This is a genomic window from Pedobacter sp. UYEF25 (assembly GCF_054061655.1).
On record NZ_JBSSEL010000007.1, the window covers coordinates 41,068 to 64,075 of the forward strand.

At 37.2% G+C, this 23,008-nt stretch carries 22 protein-coding genes; 14 read left to right on the forward strand and 8 right to left on the reverse strand.

The genetic code is table 11. From position 1 onward, the window contains the following. The 6 genes from ACVWYG_RS08460 (at position 1) to ACVWYG_RS08485 (ending at position 6,813) form a co-directional block, all read left to right on the forward strand. Positions 1-735: a class I SAM-dependent methyltransferase gene (locus ACVWYG_RS08460; protein ID WP_457269754.1), complete on the forward strand. Its 735-nt coding sequence runs from the start codon at positions 1-3 to the stop codon at positions 733-735. A 2-nt stretch (positions 736-737) separates the two neighbouring features. Further along, the gene (locus tag ACVWYG_RS08465; RefSeq protein WP_457269755.1) at positions 738-2,135 is read left to right on the forward strand and encodes a hypothetical protein; all 1,398 of its coding nucleotides are present in this window, start codon (positions 738-740) and stop codon (positions 2,133-2,135) included. Beyond that, the gene (locus ACVWYG_RS08470; RefSeq protein WP_457269756.1) at positions 2,132-3,508 is read left to right on the forward strand and encodes an XrtY-associated glycosyltransferase XYAG1; all 1,377 of its coding nucleotides are present in this window, start codon (positions 2,132-2,134) and stop codon (positions 3,506-3,508) included. Before ACVWYG_RS08465 ends, ACVWYG_RS08470 begins: the two co-directional genes overlap by 4 nt. 1 nt (position 3,509) lies before the next feature. Continuing rightward, positions 3,510-4,352: a glycosyltransferase family 2 protein gene (locus ACVWYG_RS08475; protein ID WP_457269757.1), complete on the forward strand. Its 843-nt coding sequence runs from the start codon at positions 3,510-3,512 to the stop codon at positions 4,350-4,352. A gap of 16 nt (positions 4,353-4,368) precedes the next feature. Continuing rightward, entirely contained in the window at positions 4,369-4,977 is a 609-nt protein-coding gene (xrtY, locus tag ACVWYG_RS08480) for an exosortase Y (protein WP_457269758.1), read from the forward strand. Between the two features lie 99 nt (positions 4,978-5,076). Then, a complete protein-coding gene (locus tag ACVWYG_RS08485) occupies positions 5,077-6,813 on the forward strand; it encodes a carbamoyltransferase family protein (RefSeq protein ID WP_457269759.1) in 1,737 nt (578 codons plus the stop codon). A 151-nt stretch (positions 6,814-6,964) separates the two neighbouring features. Here the strand turns inward: ACVWYG_RS08485 and ACVWYG_RS08490 are convergent, their stop codons facing one another. The 4 genes from ACVWYG_RS08490 to ACVWYG_RS08505 form a co-directional block, all read right to left on the reverse strand. Further along, positions 6,965-7,183, reverse strand: a complete 219-nt coding sequence (locus tag ACVWYG_RS08490) for a VF530 family protein (protein WP_457269760.1) — start codon at positions 7,181-7,183, stop codon at positions 6,965-6,967. A 337-nt stretch (positions 7,184-7,520) separates the two neighbouring features. After that, complete coding sequence (locus ACVWYG_RS08495; RefSeq protein ID WP_457269761.1) at positions 7,521-9,770, reverse strand: M1 family metallopeptidase; 2,250 nt, start codon at positions 9,768-9,770, stop codon at positions 7,521-7,523. Between the two features lie 117 nt (positions 9,771-9,887). Continuing rightward, complete coding sequence (locus ACVWYG_RS08500; RefSeq protein WP_457269762.1) at positions 9,888-10,667, reverse strand: hypothetical protein; 780 nt, start codon at positions 10,665-10,667, stop codon at positions 9,888-9,890. A 16-nt stretch (positions 10,668-10,683) separates the two neighbouring features. Continuing rightward, complete coding sequence (locus tag ACVWYG_RS08505; RefSeq protein WP_457269763.1) at positions 10,684-11,034, reverse strand: Spx/MgsR family RNA polymerase-binding regulatory protein; 351 nt, start codon at positions 11,032-11,034, stop codon at positions 10,684-10,686. A 260-nt stretch (positions 11,035-11,294) separates the two neighbouring features. On the opposite strand from ACVWYG_RS08505, the gene ACVWYG_RS08510 reads away from it, so the two are divergent. The 4 genes from ACVWYG_RS08510 to ytxJ all read left to right on the forward strand — a co-directional run bounded on the left by ACVWYG_RS08510 (position 11,295) and on the right by ytxJ (position 14,949). Then, positions 11,295-12,803, forward strand: coding sequence for a sensor histidine kinase (locus ACVWYG_RS08510; protein WP_457269764.1), 1,509 nt, complete (start codon positions 11,295-11,297; stop codon positions 12,801-12,803). 262 nt (positions 12,804-13,065) lie between these two features. Then, positions 13,066-13,740 (forward strand): LytR/AlgR family response regulator transcription factor, encoded by a 675-nt coding sequence (locus ACVWYG_RS08515; protein ID WP_457269765.1) that lies wholly within the window; start codon positions 13,066-13,068, stop codon positions 13,738-13,740. A 110-nt stretch (positions 13,741-13,850) separates the two neighbouring features. Next, positions 13,851-14,342, forward strand: a complete 492-nt coding sequence (gene ribH / locus ACVWYG_RS08520) for a 6,7-dimethyl-8-ribityllumazine synthase (RefSeq protein ID WP_457269766.1) — start codon at positions 13,851-13,853, stop codon at positions 14,340-14,342. 274 nt (positions 14,343-14,616) lie between these two features. Beyond that, on the forward strand, positions 14,617-14,949 hold the full coding sequence (gene ytxJ / locus ACVWYG_RS08525) for a bacillithiol system redox-active protein YtxJ (protein ID WP_457269767.1): 333 nt from the start codon (positions 14,617-14,619) through the stop codon (positions 14,947-14,949). 194 nt (positions 14,950-15,143) lie between these two features. Here the strand turns inward: ytxJ and ACVWYG_RS08530 are convergent, their stop codons facing one another. Then, on the reverse strand, positions 15,144-15,347 hold the full coding sequence (locus tag ACVWYG_RS08530; RefSeq protein ID WP_457269768.1) for a malate:quinone oxidoreductase: 204 nt from the start codon (positions 15,345-15,347) through the stop codon (positions 15,144-15,146). Between the two features lie 106 nt (positions 15,348-15,453). Next, complete coding sequence (locus ACVWYG_RS08535) at positions 15,454-15,858, reverse strand: OsmC family protein (protein WP_457269769.1); 405 nt, start codon at positions 15,856-15,858, stop codon at positions 15,454-15,456. Between the two features lie 140 nt (positions 15,859-15,998). On the opposite strand from ACVWYG_RS08535, the gene lipA reads away from it, so the two are divergent. From lipA to ACVWYG_RS08550, 3 genes are all read left to right on the forward strand, one after another. Continuing rightward, entirely contained in the window at positions 15,999-16,892 is an 894-nt protein-coding gene (gene lipA, locus ACVWYG_RS08540) for a lipoyl synthase (protein WP_457269770.1), read from the forward strand. 147 nt (positions 16,893-17,039) lie between these two features. After that, the gene (locus tag ACVWYG_RS08545; RefSeq protein ID WP_457269771.1) at positions 17,040-17,546 is read left to right on the forward strand and encodes an RNA polymerase sigma factor; all 507 of its coding nucleotides are present in this window, start codon (positions 17,040-17,042) and stop codon (positions 17,544-17,546) included. Between the two features lie 2 nt (positions 17,547-17,548). Then, a complete protein-coding gene (locus tag ACVWYG_RS08550) occupies positions 17,549-18,397 on the forward strand; it encodes an anti-sigma factor (protein ID WP_457269772.1) in 849 nt (282 codons plus the stop codon). A gap of 108 nt (positions 18,398-18,505) precedes the next feature. On the opposite strand, the gene ACVWYG_RS08555 is transcribed toward ACVWYG_RS08550, so the two are convergent. Further along, positions 18,506-19,282, reverse strand: a complete 777-nt coding sequence (locus ACVWYG_RS08555) for an SDR family NAD(P)-dependent oxidoreductase (protein WP_457269773.1) — start codon at positions 19,280-19,282, stop codon at positions 18,506-18,508. Positions 19,283-19,304: 22 nt separating this feature from the next. Further along, entirely contained in the window at positions 19,305-20,801 is a 1,497-nt protein-coding gene (locus ACVWYG_RS08560) for an NAD(P)H-hydrate dehydratase (RefSeq protein WP_457269774.1), read from the reverse strand. Between the two features lie 183 nt (positions 20,802-20,984). Between ACVWYG_RS08560 and ACVWYG_RS08565 the strand changes: the two genes are divergently transcribed. Further along, positions 20,985-22,934: a beta-N-acetylhexosaminidase gene (locus tag ACVWYG_RS08565; protein ID WP_457269775.1), complete on the forward strand. Its 1,950-nt coding sequence runs from the start codon at positions 20,985-20,987 to the stop codon at positions 22,932-22,934. The last annotated feature ends 74 nt before the right edge of the window (positions 22,935-23,008 follow it).

The window sequence follows — 23,008 nt, forward strand, 5'->3', positions numbered from 1 at the left end:
TTGAACTATAAGGACAATTACGATATCTGGCATCAGAATCTATCAAAAACAGAATCTGCAGATCACGTGCTAAATTCGCCATGGTATAAAACTGTTGATGGCTTGATGCCATTAAGTTTTGAAGGAAAAATTCTGGAAATAGGCTGCGCACGTGGCGATTTTTCGATCTATCTTGCTCAGAAACTTCCTAAAGCGACAATTGTAGCTACTGATTTTTCTAGCTTCGCAATAGAAGATGCTAAAAGAAAACTCGATACCTTAAATGGCTTATCAAATCTTGTATTCCAACAAGAAAATGCAGAAAATCTAAATTTTGATACCGAAAGTTTTGACTTAGTATTTTCTTGTGAAACTTTGGAACATGTAAGTAATCAGAACAATATGTTATCTGAAATTTATAGGGTTATGAAAAAAGAAGGCAGTTTTATTTTAACCACAGAAAACTATTTTAACGGAATGATTTTAAGCTGGTTTAAAACTTGGATTTTTAAAACTCCTTTCGATTCTGGAAGCGGAGCGCAACCAAATGAAAACTTTATGATTTGGTTTTCTACATTAAAAAAAATAAAGAACGCAAAACTTAAAAATGTTGAGACTCAGAGCGATCATTTTCAATGGCTATTATTGCCTAAAGTAAATCCATCCAAACTTTGTACAAAAAATTTCAAAAAGAAATTGCTAAACAAATTGTTCAAACCATTCGGCAGGCATTTCACTTATAGCGGAACTAAATAGATTTGTTTAAAAAATCCATCAAGCTTGGTAGTTTCAAAATTGGAATAGGAGTTATTTTAGCATTATCGCTATTAACCATAAATCCTATCGCTACATTTTTAGCTGTCTTATTTATACCCTTTGTTGCAAAGCTATTGTGGAGAAAGGACGAACCTCCTGTATTATTTTTCGCCATGTTAATGCAATGGTCGCAGGTTAGTCTAAAAATTTTTTATGCAGATTTTCTCTACAAAGATTTTAGCGAGCTTTTTACCTACTATCAGAATATAAACCTTGCTTATTATTACAGCTTAACATCGCTATACGTCATTACTTTAGGTATATTTTTAATCATAACAAATGTTGATCAGCTAAGCTTCGACAGCTTTAGGGAAAAAATGTCCGAATACAATCAGGCCAAAATTAATATCCTTTACATTGCTGCAATACTATTGATTCCATTTCTCGTAATCTTCTCCTGGGTTATTCCCGGGCTTCAACAGGTATTTGTTAAAATAGAAGACTTAAAGTGGGCAATATTTTTCTTCTTCTTTTGCTATTATTTCATATTCGACAAGAACAAGAGGTTTTTATACATCGTATTAGTTGGAGAAATTGTAATGAGTTTGACGGGGTATTTCAGCTCTTTCAAAGAGTTTTTTATTATTGGAATTGTGTTGTATTTATTTGTAAAAAAATCTTACAGCTATTTAAATTATGCCTTGTTTGGCGCGATGATAGTGTTACTATTCAATCTTATGATCGTTTGGCAATATGTAAAGCCAGAATACAGATCTTACTTATCAGGAGGAGAGCAAGCACAAACGGTTACCGTTTCTAAAACAGATGCGTTAGAGAAGTTATATCATCTGGCCAGCAATAATGAAGGATTAAAATACCAGGACGGCATCACAAATTTGTTAGATCGGATAACCTATATAGATATATTTTCTGCCTCGATTGCTTATGTGCCACTCAATCGCCCCCATGAACATGGAAGGTTATGGTTCGATGCGATAAAAAGAGTGTTTATGCCTAGAATATTATTCCCCGGAAAACATGCGATAGAAGATTCAGAAAAAACCGTCGCTTACACTGGGGTTGGCTTTGCCGGTGCAAGTTCAGGAACTTCCATAAGCTTAGGTTATGTTACAGAAAGTTATATAGATTTTAGTTTCCCCGGAATGCTGGTTCCATTATTTGGATGGGGCCTTTTAATCGGAATTGCTTACAAATACATCATCACCAAATCTTACAATGCAATATGGGGATTAGCGTTTGCGGTGCCTTTTTTATTCCAGATAAATCTATTCGAAATGGCATTAGATAAAATGGTTGGAAGCTTTGTGGCCTTCTTTATAATTTATCTATTGTTGAACAAGTTTGTTATCAAGCGTTTAGACACTTACCTCAGGAATTGAAAATTATCCACATCACACCATCCTACAAACCGGCCTTTGTTTATGGCGGGCCTACCATGTCTATCGCAAAATTATGCGAAGCACTGGAAGAGCAATTTCTTGGGAACAAAGAACAAGGAGCAAAGAGCAAAGAGCAAATAGCAAGTACTATAAACAAAACCAAAAACCGTCATTGCGAGAAACAGCCTGTCCCGACTATTCGGGAAAGCAATCTTTTTACACGAGCAAAAAACAAGGAGCAGGAACTAATTACGAATGAACCAATAACGACAAACGAACCCCTCGAAATACAAGTTTTCACAACTACAGCAAATGGAAATGAGGAGTTAGATGTAAAATCTGGAGAGCCAAAATCAGTAGATGGCGTATTGGTAACTTATTTTAAACGCACTACAAAAGACCACACACATTTTTCGCCGGCCCTATTGTTGCATTTACGAAGCGTGCTTCGACAGGCTCAGCATGACAAATCTCGAGTAATATTGCATATCCATGCATGGTGGAATTTGGTTTCTATTCTTAGTTGTGCAATAGCAAAATGGTACAAAGTACCAGTAGTGCTTTCGCCGAGAGGAATGTTAAATTCTTACAGCCAAACACATAAAAATTCCGTAGCTAAAAATTTACTACATCAAACGATTGGCAAAAATTTACTGCAATACTGTCACTTGCATTTCACCAGTGCTAAAGAAAAAACTAATATTTTACCTTTTTTGATTGATAAGAAACAATCGGTAATTCCGAATTTAATCCAGTTACAAAAAATTGAGATCGAGAGCCGAATAAATACAAATGAAGAACAGCAAATAATAAACGGTCATGCTGTTTTCAAATTGATTTTCCTTGGTCGGATTGAAAGAATAAAAGGGCTAGAAATACTATTTCAATCTCTCGCGGCATTGGAATTCAACTACACTTTAACCATCGCCGGAACTGGAGAACAAAAGTATGTTGAAAGCTTAAAGGCAAAAGCTGAAAACCTAAAGATCGAAGGTAAAATAGATTGGGTCGGGCAAGTAAAAAATACAAATAAGTTTAAATTTTTAGCCAAACACAATTTACTTGTCCTTCCCTCCTACAGCGAAAATTTTGCCAATGTAGTGTTAGAAAGTTTAAGTGTGGGTACACCAGTTTTGGTTTCTGAGCATGTTGGAATTGCAGATTATGTGATTGAGAATAATCTCGGTTGGGTTTCGAATTTACAGCCTGAGTTAATTACCAGAACAATACTCGAGGCTTCGAAAGACTTGGAGAAAAGAAAAAACATCAGAACTTCGGCTCCTCAAAAAATAGCCGATGATTTCGATGATGCTATTTTAGCAAGACGATATCTACAAATGTATGGGCATGTCTTAAACAGCGTCCTGCTTTAGCATGTTCAATTCTAATTTCTCCTTTATTATTTTAACTTTCAATGAGGAAATGCATCTTCCTCGAATATTAGATTCTATAAAAGGATTAAGTGCAAAGACATTCGTTCTAGATAGCGGCAGTACAGATAAGACTTTAGAAATTGCCCATAAGGCTAAGGTTGAGCTTAAGTCTAATAATTTTGTCAATCATCCCCGACAGTGGGATTTCGCTTTAAAAAATTTCGATATAAAAACCCCTTGGACAATTGGCCTAGATGCAGATCAAGTGTTATCTGATGAATTATTCGAACTTCTGAAAAATTTTAATGCAGCGAAATTTACCGATGTAGATGGAATTTATTTCAACAGAAAAAATATTTTTCAAGGGCAATGGATTAAGAACGGTGGCTACTTTCCTTTTTACATGCTTAAAATGTTTAGAACTGGCATTGGCTTCTCTGATTTAAATGAAAATATGGATCATAGATTTATTGCTCTGGGAAAAACGACGATTTGGAAAACTGGCTACTTGATCGAAGAAAACTTAAAAGAAAATAAACTTGATTTTTGGATAGAGAAACACCGGAGATATAGCGACTTGATTGCCAAAAAAGAAATACAAACACAACATCTACTAACGGATTGCAAACCAAATCTTTTTGGAAATCCTGATGAAAAAAGAGCATGGCTAAAAGTAATTTGGCAAAAACTGCCGCTGGGCTTTAGGCCAGCAATATATTTTGCTTATCGGTTTTTCTTTAAATTGGGTTTTCTAGATGGTAAAACAGGGCGCAAATTCCATTATCTACACAGTTTTTGGTTTCGCAGTTTGGTCGATCAAAAAATTAGATCGTTAAAAAAATAAATAAAATGAAGTACTGATGTCAGACGACCTTACAAAGCCAGAAATTGCGCAACAAACCAAGAAACAATTAGACGCTAAAGCTATTAAATTTGTCGTGATTCTATTTGTTCTTTACCTCTTTTTTAGTCAAGGTAATTTATTTATGAATAGCGTTATGAGCCCGGGCGGACGGTTTTACAACGCATCTCTTGCAGAAAACTTTGATTATATACAAGGATTGAAAACGCTAATTATCGTTCCTTCCACTTGGCTCATCAATCTATTTGGTTTCTTCACGGTTCATAACGAGATGGATATAATGGTGGTAAATGGGCCATATTTAAGAGTTAATTATTCTTGTTTAGGTTTAGGAGTAATGAGTTTTTTAGCCGCATTCGTAGTTGCATTTCCCATAAAATGGAAATCAACGTGGCCTATGCTACTATCTGGTATTTTAAGTATCTATATTTTAAATGTCATTCGAATTGCAGGCTTGGGAATACTTTTCGGCACCTTTCATTCTCAGCGAAATTACTTCGAATACCATCATGAAATTTTTAACGTGTTGGTTTACATGATCATTTTTGTCCTACTTTATATCTGGATTCGAAGAAATACGAAAAAAGCGGAAAGCCAAAAGCCTTAGGCCTAAAGCTAAAAGGCTAAACCTCAGCCTTAATCAAATTCTCAACCTAAACATCAAACCCAACCTTAGGCCTAGCCTCAACCTCGACCTCACTACCAAATGTACATTTTAGGACTTAACGCTTACCATGGCGATTCTTCAGCCTGTATTTATAGAGATGGGGAAATTATTGCCGCAGCCGAAGAAGAACGTTTTCGCCGCATAAAACATTGGGCGGGTTTGCCAACTATGGCTATTGATTTTTGCTTAGCAGAAGCAGGAATTAGCATCACCGAAGTTGACCATATTGCAATTTCTAGAGATCCAAAAGCCAATTTTTATAAAAAGGCTTTCACAGCAATAAAAAATAAATTAAGCATTTTTAACATCGCCAATCGTTTAAAAAACTTGAAAAAGGCAGGAGGAATTCATTTCGAACTTGCTGACCATTTTAATATTGATGAGCGTCTTTTAAAAGCCAAAATAATTAATGTAGAACATCACCGCAGCCATTTGGCCAGTACGTTTTTTGCCTCTCCATTTCAAGAATCTGCAATTTTATCTTTAGATGGTTTTGGCGATTTTACCAGCACCATGACCGCTATTGGAGTTGATAATAAGATAGAAGTATTAAAAAGTGTTTCTTATCCACATTCGCTCGGTATTTTCTACACGGCATTGACCCAATTTTTGGGTTTCCAAAATTATGGCGATGAATATAAGGTGATGGGTTTGGCTCCTTATGGAAACCCTAGATACGAAGAGGAAATTAAGAATCTCATTTCACTTAAATCTGATGGCCTATTTGAATTAAACCTAGCTTACTTTAATCACCCAAAAAATGGGGTAAACATGGTTTGGGAAAACGGTATTCCTTCCGTGGAAAATCTGTATAGCAACAAATTAATTGAGTTATTAGGCGATCCGCGCAACGAAAACGCACCGATTGAGCAATTGCATAAAGATCTAGCTGCTTCAATTCAGGCAGTAACTGAAGAAGTAATCTTTCATGTACTTAACTACCTCCATGCGGAAACAAAGTTAGAAAGTGTAAGTATTGCAGGAGGGGTGGCTCAAAATTCCGTTGCAAACGGCAAAATAAAACTTAACACCCCTTTTAAAGAAGTTTATTTTCCACCAGCAGGGCAGGATGCTGGCACCGCAATTGGTGCTGCACTTTGGGTATATAACCAATTACAAAACAAGCCCAGAACCGCAACTATGCGACATGCTTATTTTGGTTGTAAATTTAGCAACGACTATATTGAGGAGATGTTAAAGAAAAGATCGATATCTTATTCAAAGCCTATTCGAGGTGATTTCTATAACCAGATTGTACATTGCCTTACTACTAACGGAGTTGTTGGTTGGTTTCAAGGTCGGGCCGAATTCGGTCCTCGCGCTTTGGGCAACCGTTCCATTTTAGCAGATCCAAGAAATAAAAGCGCAAAAGAGCTTCTCAATAAAAAGATAAAGATGCGGGAATCTTTCAGACCCTTCGCTCCCTCTATTTTATCAGAATATGTTTCTGAGTATTTTGAGCAAGATGACGAGGTACCTTTTATGGAAAAAGTAATTAAGATTAAGGCAGAAAGGCGAGATGAAATTCCTGCTGTTACTCATTTAGATGGAACAGGTAGATTACAAACTGTGCATAAAGAGACCAATCTGAAATATTATCAGTTAATTGAAAACTTTTATAAAAAAACTGGTACACCAATTTTGCTAAATACTTCGTTTAATGAGAATGAACCGATTGTAAATTCGCCTGAAGAAGCCTTAGATTGCTTTTTAAGAACAGAAATGGATATGCTGGTTCTGGAAGATTGTATTGTTGTGAAGAAAATTAATGGTTGAATTGATTGATGGTTGAGTTGACCACTCGCTAATATTGATACTTGATACTCAATTCTTTTTACTGAAAAAAGGTTAAAGACTAGATTGTTTAGGCATTGCGATGTTTAGCAGTTCAGACTAGAACCCCTCAATGCGTAGCTCACAACTTTCGTTACCCAAAAGTATCCAAATATAAATCTTCTACCTTCTTTCTCGCCCAAGGCATGTGCCTCAAAAACTTAAGACTAGATTTTACGTTAGGACTGTTATTAAAACAATCTATTCTTATTTTCTCTCCGAGCACTTCCCAGCCAAAATGTAGGCTCAAATCTGTTACTATTTTTTCTAATGTGATTCCGTGCAGCGGATTGTTTTTTTGAATTTCTGTCATGACTTATCTCTCTGCGGCTTTCTTAATGTAAAGGTGGAAAAAATTATGGATTTAAAGGAACGACTCCCTAAAAGATTCCGGGTTGAGAAATCTATTTTATATTTACTTATTTAAAGTGTGCCACAAAATTAAAAGGTTTAGGATGATTTCTTTTTTTAGCATAAAGGCCGGGCTGTGTTATATGCCGGTAACGATTGAAGCGGCATCCTGATCTTAATCCTTTTCTGCGCAAAAAAACAGCGTAGAGCGTGCAAAAACGTCCAAATCTCTATCAGTAAATATATAAAAAAGCCCCGATCTTTTAAAAATTGGGGCTTTTGATTTAATTGCGAATGCTTTAGTTCTCTTTCGTAAAAGTATAGGTTTGTCCGCCTTGGGTAAGTACCACTTCCTTTTTAGCGGGATTAAATTGAAACTCCAATCCACCCTCTTCAAACGTAAACTTATCTTTGCCAACATAATCCAAAGTAAGTTCGGGTTGGTTGGGAATGGTGATGTGTAACGCCTTATCCACATTGCTCACGGTTAACTTTATAGGAACAGTTTTGCTGCCGTAAACGCCTACATACTGATCTATATTATCTGGAACCATGGCAGCAGAGGTAATTCCAGACGATGTCCATTTATTATTGTCTGGATTTGCATCTGGAAGAACATTGTTGGGATCTATAACTATAGAAGTTAGCTCTTCGGTAGTTGGATATCTAATGGTCCAATTGTCGCTTTTCATCCAAACATCAACTTTAACTGTTAAAGAATCTTGCTTACCGCTTTTGGTAGTTATTCCCAAAATAATCGGCATTGGCATCTTTTCATTATTATCTATCTTAATGTTATAAGCCACCAGTTTTCCACCTTCCATTACTGGTTTAACACTTTCTATGCCTTGATCCATTTTCCAGTTGTTTAACCACCAACTTCTCCAAAACCAAGCTAAATCTTCGCCGGCTGCATTTTCCATAGAACGGAAAAAATCAAAAGGTGTTGGATGTTTGTAGGCCCAATTTTTGATGTACTGTCTAAAGGCGTAATCAAACCTATCTTTTCCTAAAATCTGATCGCGAAGAATATTTAATCCCCATCCTGGCTTAGAATACAAATTTATACCAATATTTCTTTCCATCATGGCATCAGGCATTTGCATGATGTTCTCAAATTTTGGATTTCCGATATAGCTTTTGCCAATAAAATGCATATTTGCCGCCTTTGTAAGATACTCGCCATGGTTAAAATTTTGCGAAGAAATTCCGTTAATAAACGTATTAAACCCTTCGTCCATCCAACCATATTTACGCTCGTTAGAACCAACAATCATTGGAAACCAGGTGTGACCGAATTCATGATCTATTACGCCCCAAGCCGAACCCTTTTTTGCTTTCCAGCCACAAAAAACAATTCCAGGATATTCCATGCCGCCTACAGAAGTAGCAATATTTACAGCCATTGGATATGGGTATTCGAACCATTGCTTAGAATAGTGTTCAATGGTCGACTTTACATACTCTACGCCTCTACCATAACCATCAATACCATTACTTTCTACCGGTTGCGCAGAAACTGCCAAAGATTTTGCGCCGCTTGGTAAATCAATACGTGCTGCATCTAACACAAAAGCTTTTGATGCCGCCCAGGCTGCGTCCCGCGCATTGTCTATGCGGTATTTCCAAGTTAAAGTTCCTTTTCTAGGGCTTCCGCTATTTGCTTCTGCTTCGGTACGAACATGAACGGTTGTTGCACTGTTTTTTGCCTCGTTCCAACGTTTCAATTCTGTTGGTGTAAAAACCTCGGATGGGTTAAGCAATGTTCCAGAACCCATCACTATTTGATCTGCCGGAGCAGTAATTGCGAAATTTATGTCGCCATATTCGCAATAAAATTCACCGCCTCCCCAATATGGCAAGGTATTCCAACCGATCACATCATCATATACGCACATGCGCGGAAACCATTGCGCTACCGCAAAAATTTCTCCATTTTTCGTCATCAACCTGCTGGTACGGTCAGAGCCGTCTTGGGGAATTACATAAGAATAATCAATTTTTATGGTCACTACATCGCCATTTGCTGCCAACGGTTCCGCCAATCGAATTTGCATCCGAGTGTCTTCTATAATCTTGCTAAACTTTACAGCACCTTTCTTTTGAGAAACAGTTACATTTTTAATGTCATAACCGCCATCAAATTTTTCACCCTGCGCGCCATATCTACTCTTTCCTGGCGTAATGTCTGCGCCTCTGGAATGTTTTTTGAAGGTATTTTGATCTAATTGAAGCCACAGATATGGTAATTTATCCGGACTATTATTTTTATAGGTAATGGTTACTGATGCCGTAACCGATTTTTCTGCCGTATCTAACTTTGCAACAATATTATAATCTACTCTATTCTGCCAATATTTTGGGCCGGGCGCACCAATGGCCGATCGAAATTCGTTTCCATTTTGTGTGTAAAAAAGTGGCCCAAATGCCTCCGACGGACTATACTTGCTTGAGTCCGATTTTTGAGTTATTTGTTGTGCGCTTGCCGCAAAACTGGCTAGGCAGCAAACTAAACACCACCGAAATAAATTGTTAGTTATTTTTTTCATTGTTTTTAGAATATAAGTTGGACAAATATAAAAAATTATCGTTTCTACCAAAAGATTGATAGCGTTTTGTTACCTATCTAAATAATGTATTCTAAATATCGACTGCTTTCTGATAAACTAATGGATTTTTGGTAAATCCTTTAAGATTCGTTCGGCCGGAGGCAGCTTTTTCCAAGCGCTAATAGAGCGCGCGATATAAAGTGTGTAATTAAAAGGTTGATCGTTCATTACTCTTTCTACAGATGGACGATATAAAACCATAAAGTCCTGCATTTCTTTTTCTGTAAGCGTGATGTATTCAGAAATGGTTTTAGCATTAAAATTTTCGGTAATCTGATCCAAATATTTTTCCTTTTCGGCAATACGCTGCTCTGTGAGCTGCTGCCTTCTATATTTGCCGTAGCCTAAACTTAAGGAAAGGCCGCCAACTTTATCATTCATTCCCTTGTGCTGCAAATTTCCTCCAGTACTCATCAAAGTTGGCTTTTCTGCTGTAGAATCTTGAAGGTTATTTAACGAGCCATTTATCCTAGCGCTATTTATATTTACGTCGCTTAAAGAATTGCTCTGTACCGGAAGATAAATTTCCTTTTTAAGCAAATTCGTTAAATACAAAGTGTCTATATGATAACCAAGCAATGAAAATTCTAGCAGGTCACCGACTTTGGCTGAAATAGTAAAAGCGCCTTTACTATTTGTGATGGTAGCTTCTTTTCCGGATAAATTTCTAACTATTACGCCAGGTAATGGCAAATATTTTTTAGAGTAATCAAAAACAGTTCCGGTAGTAACGGTTTGCGCCTTAACAATCGCAGGAATAATTAAAAGGAGTAAGAGCGCAACTTTATACATCGTCAAATGTAACAGGTTTACAGGGCGCAATTGTTGCTTTAACATATTTTAACATCAAACACTATAAACCGAATAACTGTCTATATTGTTCTTCATCAAACGAGATTAGCACTGCTGCACCGTCTTTTTCTAATATCGGACGCTTTATTGCGCTTGTCATTACTTTCATAAACTCTACTGCCTGCTCTTGGTTGTTAATTAAAGCCTGCTCTTCTGCGGATAGTCTTTTAACAGTTGTTCCTTTTCTATTTAGCACTTTCTCCCAACCAAAAACATTGCACCATTGGTTAAGCTTAAGCACATCTATTCCATTTTTCTTAAAATCGTGAAACTGATATTCTATGTTATTTTCATTTAAAAAATGTTTAGCTTTTTTTACACTGTTGCAATTGGGAATACCAAATAATACCATGTTTTTGATTGATGTTTAAAGAATTTTGAGTTCTGAGAATTGTTGTCAAGTTACGAAAAAATACAAATTTCGATAATTCTGGTATTAAAAGAGGTTGAGACTGAGGTTGAGGTTTAAGGCGCGGTTCTCTTGCTACTTGATACTAAATACTTGCTACTAGATACTAATTCTACGTTCATCCCATTTTCTCGGTTATTCGTCACATTTTATTTCTTGTTATTTAAAAGCTTTGTAACATTGTTTCACAAAAGAAACGCTTTATGCAAACCAAAAACATCAATCAATTAGAATTCTGGATTTCTACCACTATTTATATTTTGGCTGTCATCGGCATTTGTTCTTCAACTGGCTTCGGCTCAGATCTTTCTTACAGTTTTAAAGAAGCAGGCATTTCCTACAACGTCATAAGCAATTATTTTATGCCCGAGCTTTTTAAGGTTAGCCTGCTCTACAGTAGCTTTTTGCTTTTTAATTTTTGCTTTATTCCACAACTGGTCGACAATAAAAATGTAGCGCTTAATATTATTTTGAGCATTCTTGTTACCTGTGTTTCGGTTTTGGTTTGGATGGTTGCAAATACTTATTCTCAGGCATATGTATTGGTTCGATACGATGATTTAAGCCTAGGCTACGACTTACTTTTTGGCCAGGCATTTGGCTATATCTTTACTGTTTATTTACTTTTTAACGGCTATGCCTATTTTAATGAAAAAGGGTTTGAACTCTTGTCAAGAATAACCTATTTAAAACAATTTGGTGGGACCGCGCTTTCAGCATTTTTTGTTGCCATTAAAATATGGCTGATTACATTGATGACCTGCGCAGTGGTTTTTTCTCTTCGATCAAATTCAGATCTCATGTTAATCTGGACCATCGTACCGCCTTTAAATATCGCTTTTGCATTTTATGCCATCTACGTAAGCATACCAGAATTGCGAAAGAAAACACAAGGGTTTGGAAAATATTTTTGGAAAAGCGTCACTTACGCAATCGTTTTGCTTGCCGGAGTTTTGGTTCTGGTTCTATTATTTATAAAAAGAGGAGATATTGGGCCTGCTCTTGTTTTAATTAGTGGATTAACGTTAATTCTAGTTACCACCCCGCTGTCTTGGTACATTTATAAACAAAACTTCGAGAAACAGACTCAGATTCAGTACCTACAAACAGAATTGGGCAAATCTGATGCTACGCTTAATTTTCTCAAGTCTCAAATCAACCCCCACTTTTTGTTCAACGCACTCAATACTCTTTTTGGAACTGCCTTACAAGAAAATGCAGAGAGAACAGGAGAAGGAATACAGAAATTGGGCGATATGATGCGTTTTATGCTTCACGAAAATACCTTGGATAAAATTTCTCTTGCCAGGGAAGTCGAATATCTAAATAATTATATCGACCTACAAAAACTGCGTACCTCTCGCACAGCAGATATAAAAATAGAAACCCAAATAGAAGAACCACTGAATAATTTACAAATTACCCCAATGCTGCTTATTCCGTTTATCGAAAATGCTTTTAAACACGGAGTTAGTATGCAGCAACCTTCTTACATCAAAATTACGCTGCAAACAAAAAATAGCACACTTTATTTTGATGTAAGCAACAGCATCTATTTGAAACCAGATAACGACCCAGAAAAGCTGAAAAGCGGGATCGGGCTGGAGAATGTAAAGCAACGACTGTCGTTGCTTTACATAGGCAAACACGAATTGATTATACGCGAAAGTGCAAAAGAATTCTTCGTTCATTTAACGCTTCAGCTGGATTAGCATGTTAGCGATTTGCGGTCGATAGGATTTAGAAAATAGCGTGTAGACTTTTAATTGAAACACGCCGGCTTAATCCATCTAACCTGAGGCTAAAGGCTACTTCATACGCAAATTCTAGTACACAAAAGTCAGCCTGCTAGCTGCAACTGCATGCCTAAAGCGTCTTCAAAAAATTAAATATTAAAGTGTTATTCGTAGTTATTGCAAAAATCCAATATCTTAATGATTATGGTTAATTTAGCGTCTACAAAAAATGAATTAAATGAAGGCTATTGCCATAGATGATGAACCGATTGCATTAGAAATCATAACCTCGCATGCCGCCAAAGTCCCTTTTTTAGATTTAAAAGAGACTTTTGTAAATGCATTTGAAGCCGCAAATTACATGCAGCAACACAAACTCGATGTTATTTTTCTTGACATCAAAATGCCAGACATTACGGGAATAGATTTCTTGAAGAGTCTGAAAAATCCACCGATGGTAATATTTACAACAGCTTACTCAGAACATGCTGTACAAAGTTTTGAACTAGATGCCATAGATTATCTCCTGAAACCGTTTTCGTTAGCCAGGTTTTTAAAAGCTTGTAATAAAGCGCAAGAACAATACCATTTTAAAAATGGAAACATAGAAAAAGCAGCAGCTTATATCTTCGTAAAAGATGGATACGAACAAATAAAAGTGTCGCTCAAGGATATCCTTTACATTGAAGCATCCGGAAACTACACCCTAATTCAGCTTCAAGATTCGATGATTAGTTCTCGAATCACAATTAATGAATTGGCTACTTTATTGCCGCAAGACTGTTTCATTCGTTGTCATAGGGCATTTATTGTGCAGAAAAGTAAAATTAACAGGTTTGATAGAAATCAGATCGTTATTGGTCAAAAAACCATCCCAATAGGCGCCACTTATTCAGGAATTCAATTAATTTAAAAATAGTAAAATGAGATTTCAAAATCCGCTCAACGGTAAGATGTGCGTAAAACTTATAAATAGCGGGAAAAACAATTTTTTTCAAACACGCTTAACATTATCTTTGCGGCATGGCTAGCAAATTAAAAAATCTATCAGATTTTTCTCAAACAACCGTTCCGAATGGAAAAAATTTCAAGTTTGGCATCTTGGTTTCCGAATGGAATGCGGAAATTACTGGTGTTTTATATCAAGGGGCGTTCAATACGCTTTTGGCACACGGAGTATTAGAGGAAAATATTTTTTCCTACCCAGTACCCGGAAGTTTTGAGTTGAGCGGTGCAGCAGATATTCTTTTAAGTAAAAAAGCAGCACTAGATGGAATAATTTGCTTGGGTTGTGTGATCCAAGGCGACACCAAACATTTCGATTTTATTTGTAATGCAGTTGCAGATGGCGTTACAAATGTTGGTATTAAATATAGCAAACCTGTTGTTTTTGGCGTCCTTACCACCAACGACTTTCAACAAGCAAAAGACCGAGCTGGAGGTAAACATGGAAACAAAGGAGATGAAGCCGCAGTTACAGCGCTTAAAATGGCCGAATTTTCAGCGATTATTTAGTGCCTACATTGATAAAATTTTGTACATTGTGCCTCGTAACCAAGTGGTTTGATTCTTAAACCATTCCTGATTAAAAAACGATGAAAAAAATAGCAATTCTTTTGTTGGCAATATTTTCTACAATAACCATTTTAGAATCTTGTTCATCGAAAATTTGTCCTGCGTACAGTTCGTATCCGCAAGGAAGAAGACATCGGAACTAATAAAATTTTTCTTCTTTTCCTTAAGAACATTTCCCGACCTATAAGGTTATCTCAAAAAAATAATTATGTCTATGAATTGGGTACAATTAACATCAGAACAGCAATTGGCTGATATAAAAAAAGCAGATGGATACAGTGTCATCTTTAAACACAGTACAAGGTGTTCAGTGAGCATGATGGCCAAACGAACATTTGAGCGGGATGGTGATGTAATTCCACAAGATGCAATACTTTATTTTTTAGATTTAATTGCATTTCGCGATCTATCTAGACAAGTTGCAGAAATGTTTGACGTGCAGCACCAGTCGCCACAAGTTTTGCTAATTAATAACGGCGAATGTGTACTAGAAGCGTCTCATAGCGATATCTCTGCTGATGAAGTGGCCGAGACAATGGCTGCCTAGGTAAGATTTAATATGTAAAAATTAGGATCAAATTTAATGTGTTAAGTATTAAGAATAAAGCACCAAAGCAACGAATGAATGTGTTTGAAATCTTAGTTCATTTCATTACCAGGTGTGCTCGACTTTTAAAACCGATACCTCTAAACCCGACACGTCAACAGCACAACATCCAGTTTAGTTTTACCTACGGTTATCTAAAAAAAGTTGTGCGAATGCCGATTTCTATGTAAGCCAGGCTTATTTTCTTGCTCCGCTACAGTTAAACGTTCATAAATTTCTATGCGCAGATCTGGCTCCAATTCTTGTAAAATTAAACTTAGCGTGGTACTCATTATTCCTGCGCCAATCAGCAAGACATCCGCTACATCGGTATCCTTGTTATAATCTTCTTTTAACATCTTTTTCTAAGCAAAGTGCAAATGTAAAACGATTTTATTATATTTTAAATAGTAGAATAGAACCGATCTAAAATGTTGCCTAACATTTTCTAAGTGAAAACATCTCCTAAAAAATATACCGGATACTTTTCTTTATATCGGGATGTAAACTAAAATGCACCGGACAAGTATTAGCCGAGTGCTCAATAATTTTTTTAATCTTATCCGTGTAGTCGTTTTTTGGGAAAGTAACGTCAATCGCAATTTCACAAACCCGTCTCGGACTTTCTGCCATAAATTTGGTGACATCAGCACTGGCTCCATCAATACTAAATCCATGTTCTTGAGCAGCTATTCCAATAACAGTCAACATACAGTTTGCGAGAGAAGTAGCCAACAAATCGGTAGGAGAAAATGCTTCTCCTTTACCTTTATTATCAATTGGCGCGTCGGTAATGATCTCATTACCAGATTTTAAATGAACGGATGCAGTGCGCAAATTGCCTTGATAAATAACTTTAGAAGTAGCCATAGTTTTGTTATTAAGACACAAGATTACATTTTCTTTACGCGATTTTCCAACCAAATCATCAAGTTTACTAAATAAAAACATTACAAGGAGGCAACATGTGTAAACTCTAAATTTACCCAACTTATGCTTAACTTTGCTTTATGATTGATTTACCGGTAATACCATCGAGCGCGGAAAAAGCACGCAAACCCAATTGGTTGCGCGTTAAATTGCCTGTAGGCAAGGAATATGCGCAAGTTAGAAGCTTGGTGGATGAACACAAGTTACACACCATTTGCGAAAGCGGCAATTGCCCAAATATGGGTGAATGCTGGGGCGCCGGTACAGCAACTTTTATGATCTTAGGAAATATATGTACTCGAAGTTGTTCCTTTTGTGCCGTTGCGACGGGTAGACCAATGGCTGTAGATGTGGATGAACCAAATCGAGTGGCGAATTCCGTAAAATTAATGGGTGTAAAGCATTGTGTAATTACTTCTGTAGATAGAGACGATTTAAAGGATGGCGGATCTATTATATGGGCAGAAACGCTAAAGGCCATTAGAAGAGAAAGTTCTTCTACAACCCTGGAAACCCTAATACCAGATTTTAGAGGGATTTGGGACAATTTATACAGGGTGTTAGAGGAGCGACCGGAAGTGGTATCGCACAACATGGAGACGGTAAAAAGACTAACAAAACAAGTAAGAGTGCAGGCGAAATACGATAGAAGTTTAGAGGCTTTGAATCGCATATATAAGGCAGGTTTGCGAACTAAAACAGGTATTATGTTAGGTTTAGGAGAAACAGAACAAGATGTATTTGAGGCCATGGAAGATTTAGTAGAAAATGGCGTTCATATTTTAACACTCGGACAATATCTACAACCAACAAAAAACCATCATCCTGTGGTAGACTGGATTCATCCTGATACATTTGCCATGTATAAAGAGGTTGGACTACAAAAAGGATTCAAATACGTAGAAAGCGGCCCTTTAGTGAGATCCTCTTATCACGCAGAAAAACACCTCTTCCATATCGACGGAATTTCCTAACTTTAGATTTTTGAGAACTTTTGATAGATTTTATTATCAGCGAGTTAGCTTGAAACAATACCATAACTTTTTTGTTAACTAAAAAGCTTACATACCTAATTAGTGAATTCTTTAAAAAAAACCATCCCCACCGAGTCAGAGCTCGTAATGGCACTCCAAGAGAGAAATCCCGAGGTGCTTAAGACAATATACGCCATGTATTCTGGTTCCCTCTATGGCGTAATTTCTCGTATCATAGTCCATGCTGAAGTCGCAGAAGATGTTTTGCAAGAAACCTTTGTAAAAATATGGCAGTCATCGTCCCAATACGATAGCAATAAAGGTCGTCTATTTACCTGGATGATGAACATTGCGCGTAATTTATCTATTGATAAACTCCGATCTAAAGATTTTAAGAATTCTTCCAAAAACCAAGATATTGAAAATAACGTAGGTTATATTGACAATCACAACAAGGTAACCTTTAATCCGGATACACTGGGTTTAAAGCAACTTGTAGAAAATCTGAAGCCTGATTTGCAGGCTGTTTTAAATCTGGTATACTACAATGGCTACACTCACGTAGAAACTGCAGAAAAACTAGCACTACCTCTAGGTACGGTTAAAACAAGGGTGAGATTGGCAATTATTGAACTTAGAAAGAATTTTAATTGAGCGTGGAAAATATAAAAGCATATATCGAAACCGGAGTACTTGAACAATATGTTCTTGGAGATTTGTCTCCAGGAGAAATGGTACAAGTAGAGACAATGGCTGTACAGCATAAGGAAATTAGAGATGAACTGGATGCTATAGAACAATCTTTAGAAAGATTTGCCAACAAAAATGCTGTTCAGCCTCCTGCAGATGTAGAAAAGAAATTATTTTTGAAACTTGGACTTAACGAATATTTAGTTGAGCAAGTTGAGGATTTTGCCGCGCCGAAGGAGCCTAAGACTGTCCCGCTAAAAGCAAGTAATACGCACGTTAGGTTATTGAGATTTGCCTTGGCAGCTTGCGTTGCGTTGTTGGTTGTTAGTGTGGCTGCGTTGTTTGTAACCTACAATAAATTAACTAATGCGCATGAACAAATTGCATCCTTAAATCAAAACAATCAAAAGTTTGCAGCTACAGTTAGTCAATTAGAATTTAAGAATGATGGTTTAAGCCAGGCCGTTGCGGTAAATTCTAGTAAAGATTGGGCCACTATTCGATTGGCCGGGGTAAAAGAGACTCCTTCAGCCAATATGGATGTGTATTGGAATAGGCAGAAAAAAGAAGTCGTAATTAATTATACAGCGATGAGTTTGCCTATTACTGATAAAGCACATCAATATCAGCTTTGGGCCTTGGTGAATGGAAAGCCTGTTAGTTTAGGTGTTTTTGGTGGGAAAGATGAACCGCAACATGCCACGTTAAAGATGGAGGGTATAGAGATTGCCCAAGCGTTTGCGGTAACTTTAGAGCCTATGGGTGGAAGCACATCGCCAACCATGGAAAAAATGATAGTTATGGGAAGTGTTTAAGATTTTTTAAAACAATAAAGTTTCTAAGGAATTAAATCCGAACTCCTCGAATAAAAAAGCTCTTGGTAAATTCAAGAGTTTTTTTGTTCGAGGTTTTTTTTTGAAAAATTAGGCCTGTTGTAATTTTCTAACCATTGACAGTATTATCTTTTTCGGAACGAATTTTACCATGTGCATCGCAAATCTCTGGCCGAATCCAAGCCCGGCCAAAACATTTAATTTTCCCAGCAGCATACCATTATAACCTTGTTCTGCCACTCTTTTAGCAGTCGCAGTTTTACTAAACATAACTGTTTTATCCATTCCAGAACGTTCGCCGAAGTTGCTTTCTGTGGCGCCGGGCATTAAATTTGTTACCGTAATTTTGGTATCGTGTAGTTCTTCGGCAATTGCATTACTAAAAGAAGTAACGTAGGCTTTGGTTGCAAAATAAACAGCCTGTCCCGGACCCGGCATTAAGCTAGCTGTAGAAGAAACATTTAGAATCCTACCTTCGTTGCGCGCTACGAAATCAACTAAAAAATAATGTGTTAGCTCTGTTAAAGTAAGCACATTGACTCCAACCATAGCTGAATCCTGAAGTATATCACGATCAGAAAATTTACCCATACCACCAAATCCTGCATTGTTAATTAAATAGTCCACCTTAATTTTAGCAGCTATCACTTCTTCATAAACTTCTTTTGCTGCGCCAATTATCGAGAGGTCTTTTTCAATAACGAAAACTTTAATAGTGTATTTCTCCTCCAACGTTGCTTTTAAAGCATTTAATTTTTCTTTACCTCTTGCAACAATAACAAGATCGCCCCCTCGAGATGCATGTATTTTAGCAAATTCTTTACCAATGCCGCTACTTGCCCCTGTAACTAATGCTGTCTTTTTCATCTTTATTTTTGAGTGATATACCTTAAATACTGGCGAGTTTTCTAATTTCTTTTGGAACGCTCTTTGCAACTGCAGAAGCCGAAACGACGAAGCTTTTTTTGCATAGAACGTCTCCTGCTTTTCCGTGAACATAACAGCCCATAATTGCTGATTGTTTAGCATTATAGCCCTGGGCGATAAATGCAGCAATTATTCCAGTTAAAATGTCTCCCATTCCACCTTGTGCCATAGCAGGATTGCCTGTCGGATTTATATGCGCAGTTCCATCTGGTAAACAAACAAAAGTAAACTGGTTCTTTAGCACGATAACCACGTTTAAATCGGCGGCTTTTTGTTTGGCAGTTTTAACCCGCGCCCACCAACTTTCATGTTCACCAAACAACCTGTCGAATTCTTTTACATGTGGAGTGATTACCGAATTTGCCGGAATCTTTGCCAACCATTCCTTTTCAGCTGCAAGCATATTTAAAGCGTCTGCGTCTATAACCATTGGCTTCTGTAAAGCAAATAAACGCTCCACTAGCTGTGTATTTTCTACAGAGACACCTAATCCAGGTCCAACAGCAATCACTTGATATTTGCTTGGGTCATCCACGCTAGTATATTCGTCTCGAGGCATCGCCATCACCTCCGGCAGCATCGTATTTAAAGCGGTAAGGCCGCTGTACGGGATGCAAGCTGTCGTGAGCCCTGCTCCTGCATTTAAACAAGCAGTGGAACATAACAAAGCAGCACCTAGGGTATTTTCATTCCCGGCGACAATTAGTACATGACCATAAGTCCCTTTATGGCTAAAAATTCTTCTCGGTTTCAACATTGATTTGATGTCCTTTCGCTCTGTTAAAAAAAAGGTCGTCGACACAGTTTTTAAGTATTTTTCGCTTAAACCAATGTCTACTGTACAAAAATATTGACTTGCGGTAACCGATTCGGGAAAGAAAAAATTAATTTTCGGACGTTGGAAACAGATGGTTTTATATGCGTTAATGCCGTTGTAATTTCTAGGCAACTCGCCATCTGCAAAAAATCCTGAGGGAATGTCAACCGAGTATATCTTGTTGGCTAGGTTATTAAGTTTACTCACCAGTAACTCAAAATCGCCCGTTAATGGTTTATTTAAACCCGAACCAAAGATGGCGTCGATAATGATCGCATTTCGATGTACGGAAAACTCATCAACGTTTGTTATGAAAAAAACATCTACATTTCTGGTTTTCAATCGTTCCAGATTGATCGTGAAATTCTCGCTTTGTTTTTCTGAAAAATCTACAACATTAACCGATATCTCGCTAAACCCTCTAGCAATAAAAGCCCTTGAAATTGCCAATCCATCACCCCCATTATTGCCTTTTCCACAAAAAACTGCAATAGGTGTATCCGTGGTTGGTCCATCTAGCAAAAACGAATCAACAAAAGCATTTGCAGCCCTCTCCATCAATTTTATAGATGTTGTGGGGACATTTAAAATGGTAAATTCATCTGCATTGCGCATCTGCGCTGATGTAAGCAAAGTTTTCATAATTGTAACGTATCTGAAAAGAATAGTAAGTACAAGGTTAACAATGAAAACCTATTTTAGATTTCTTTTTAAAAACAAATACCTCACTAAAAATTTTATAGGATTGCTTTAGATTGGGTCATTATAATCATTTTTTAATATCTTGCAGACGTACACCAACTTCAATTTTATAAACTTTCCTAGATGAAAATTTATTACTTAATTGCCCTAACTGCGCTCCTTTATACCGGTTCTAATGCGCAATCAATCATAAATGAAACCGAGCCTGGCGGAAATGAACTCGCTATCTCTAATAAGCTAATTGCCATTATTCCAGAACCTGTATCGATTGTAAAAAAACCGGGATTGTTTACGCTGCCAAGCAACGTAATTATCCATTCACCTGCATCTGTAAATCTTACGGAATGTGTCCAATTTTTAAAAGATCGAATAACTAATGCTACTGGAAGTTTCGTAGGGACGACTATTGGAAGTCAGCACGCCACTATCAATTTAATACTGAACAAACAACAGGATCCGCAACTTGGTACAGAAGGTTATAAACTAAATGTAACAACCACTACAGTAACAATTACTGCAAACCACGCTAACGGAATTTTTTATGGCATACAATCGTTTTTACAGCTTTTGCCTCCAGAAATAGAAAGCAATGAGATAGTTAAGAACATAAATTGGCAAGCACCTTGCGTATCGATCGTGGATTATCCAAAACTAGGTTGGCGTGGATTGATGTTAGATGTGTCGAGACATTTTTTTACAAAAGAGGAAGTTAAGCAATTTATTGACGGAATGGTTCGCTACAAATACAATGTTTTGCATTTGCACCTGACAGACGATGAAGGTTGGAGAATAGAAATTAAAGGATTTCCAAAATTGACCGACGTTGGTGCTTGGAATGTTAAAAAGATTGGCACATTCGGCAATTTTATTCCTCCGACAGCAGACGAACCTAAAGATTACGGAGGTTTTTATACGCAAGAAGACATTAAAGAACTGGTTGCTTATGCGCAAGAACGTTTTGTTAATATAATGCCAGAAATAGATGTACCGGGACATAGTTTAGCGGCAATTGCCTCTTATCCAGAGCTATCCTGCACCGCAGATGCCGTGAATTACAGAGTGCGCTCTGGTGAGGAAATAATGGATTGGAGCCATGGAGCACCGCCAATTGGGCTGGTAGATAACAGCCTTTGTCCGGCCAAAGAAAATACCTATGCGTTCTTAGATTCGGTCATTACACAAGTGGCAAAGCTGTTTCCTTTTGAATACATACACATGGGCGGAGACGAGGCCGCACATAATTTTTGGGAAAAAGATCCAATGATTAAAGAATTAATGAAACGCGAAGGCTTAAAAACTATTCCTCAAGTACAGGCTTATTTTGAAAAACGAGTTGAAAAAATTGTAAATGCAAAGGGCAAAAAATTTATGGGATGGGATGAGATTTTGGAAGGTGGCGTTTCACCCTCGGCATCTGTAATGAGTTGGAGGGGAAGTAAGTACGGAATAGATGCTTCTAAAGAAAAACACAATGTGGTAATGACCCCAACAGATTATTGTTATTTCGATTATATGCAGGGCGATGTAGTTACCGAACCAAAAGTTTATGCTTCATTAAGGCTGAACAAAGTGTATCAGTTTAATCCTATCCCGGAAGGCGCTGACCCAAAATATATTTTAGGAGGGCAAGCAAACTTATGGACTGAGCAGGTTTATAATCTTAGACAGGTGGAATACATGCTTTGGCCGCGTGGCTTCGCGATGGCAGAAGCTCTTTGGTCTCCGTTGGAGAAAAAAAATTGGACCTATTTTGTTGATAAGACGGAAGAGCAGTTTAAGCGATTAGATTTTAGAGAAACCAAATATTCTCCTGCCATGTTCGACCCGATTATAACTGTAAAAAAAGCAGCAGGTGGTCAACTTATGATTGATCTTGCGACGGAAGTAAACGGGCTAGACATTTATTATAGTTTTGACAATTCTACACCGGATTATTTTTATCCAAAATTTAAAGCGGCAGTTGCAGTACCTAAAGATGCGAGTTTAATGCGCATTATTACCTACCGAGGCAAAAAGCCAGTGGGTAGGCTATTAAGCATTACCGTGAACGATTTAAAGACCAGAACTAAATAACGCTTAAATAGCTTTCTAAAATTTCTAGGTAAGCCATTATTTTATGAAAATAAATTTTTGGCGCTTTAACGCGC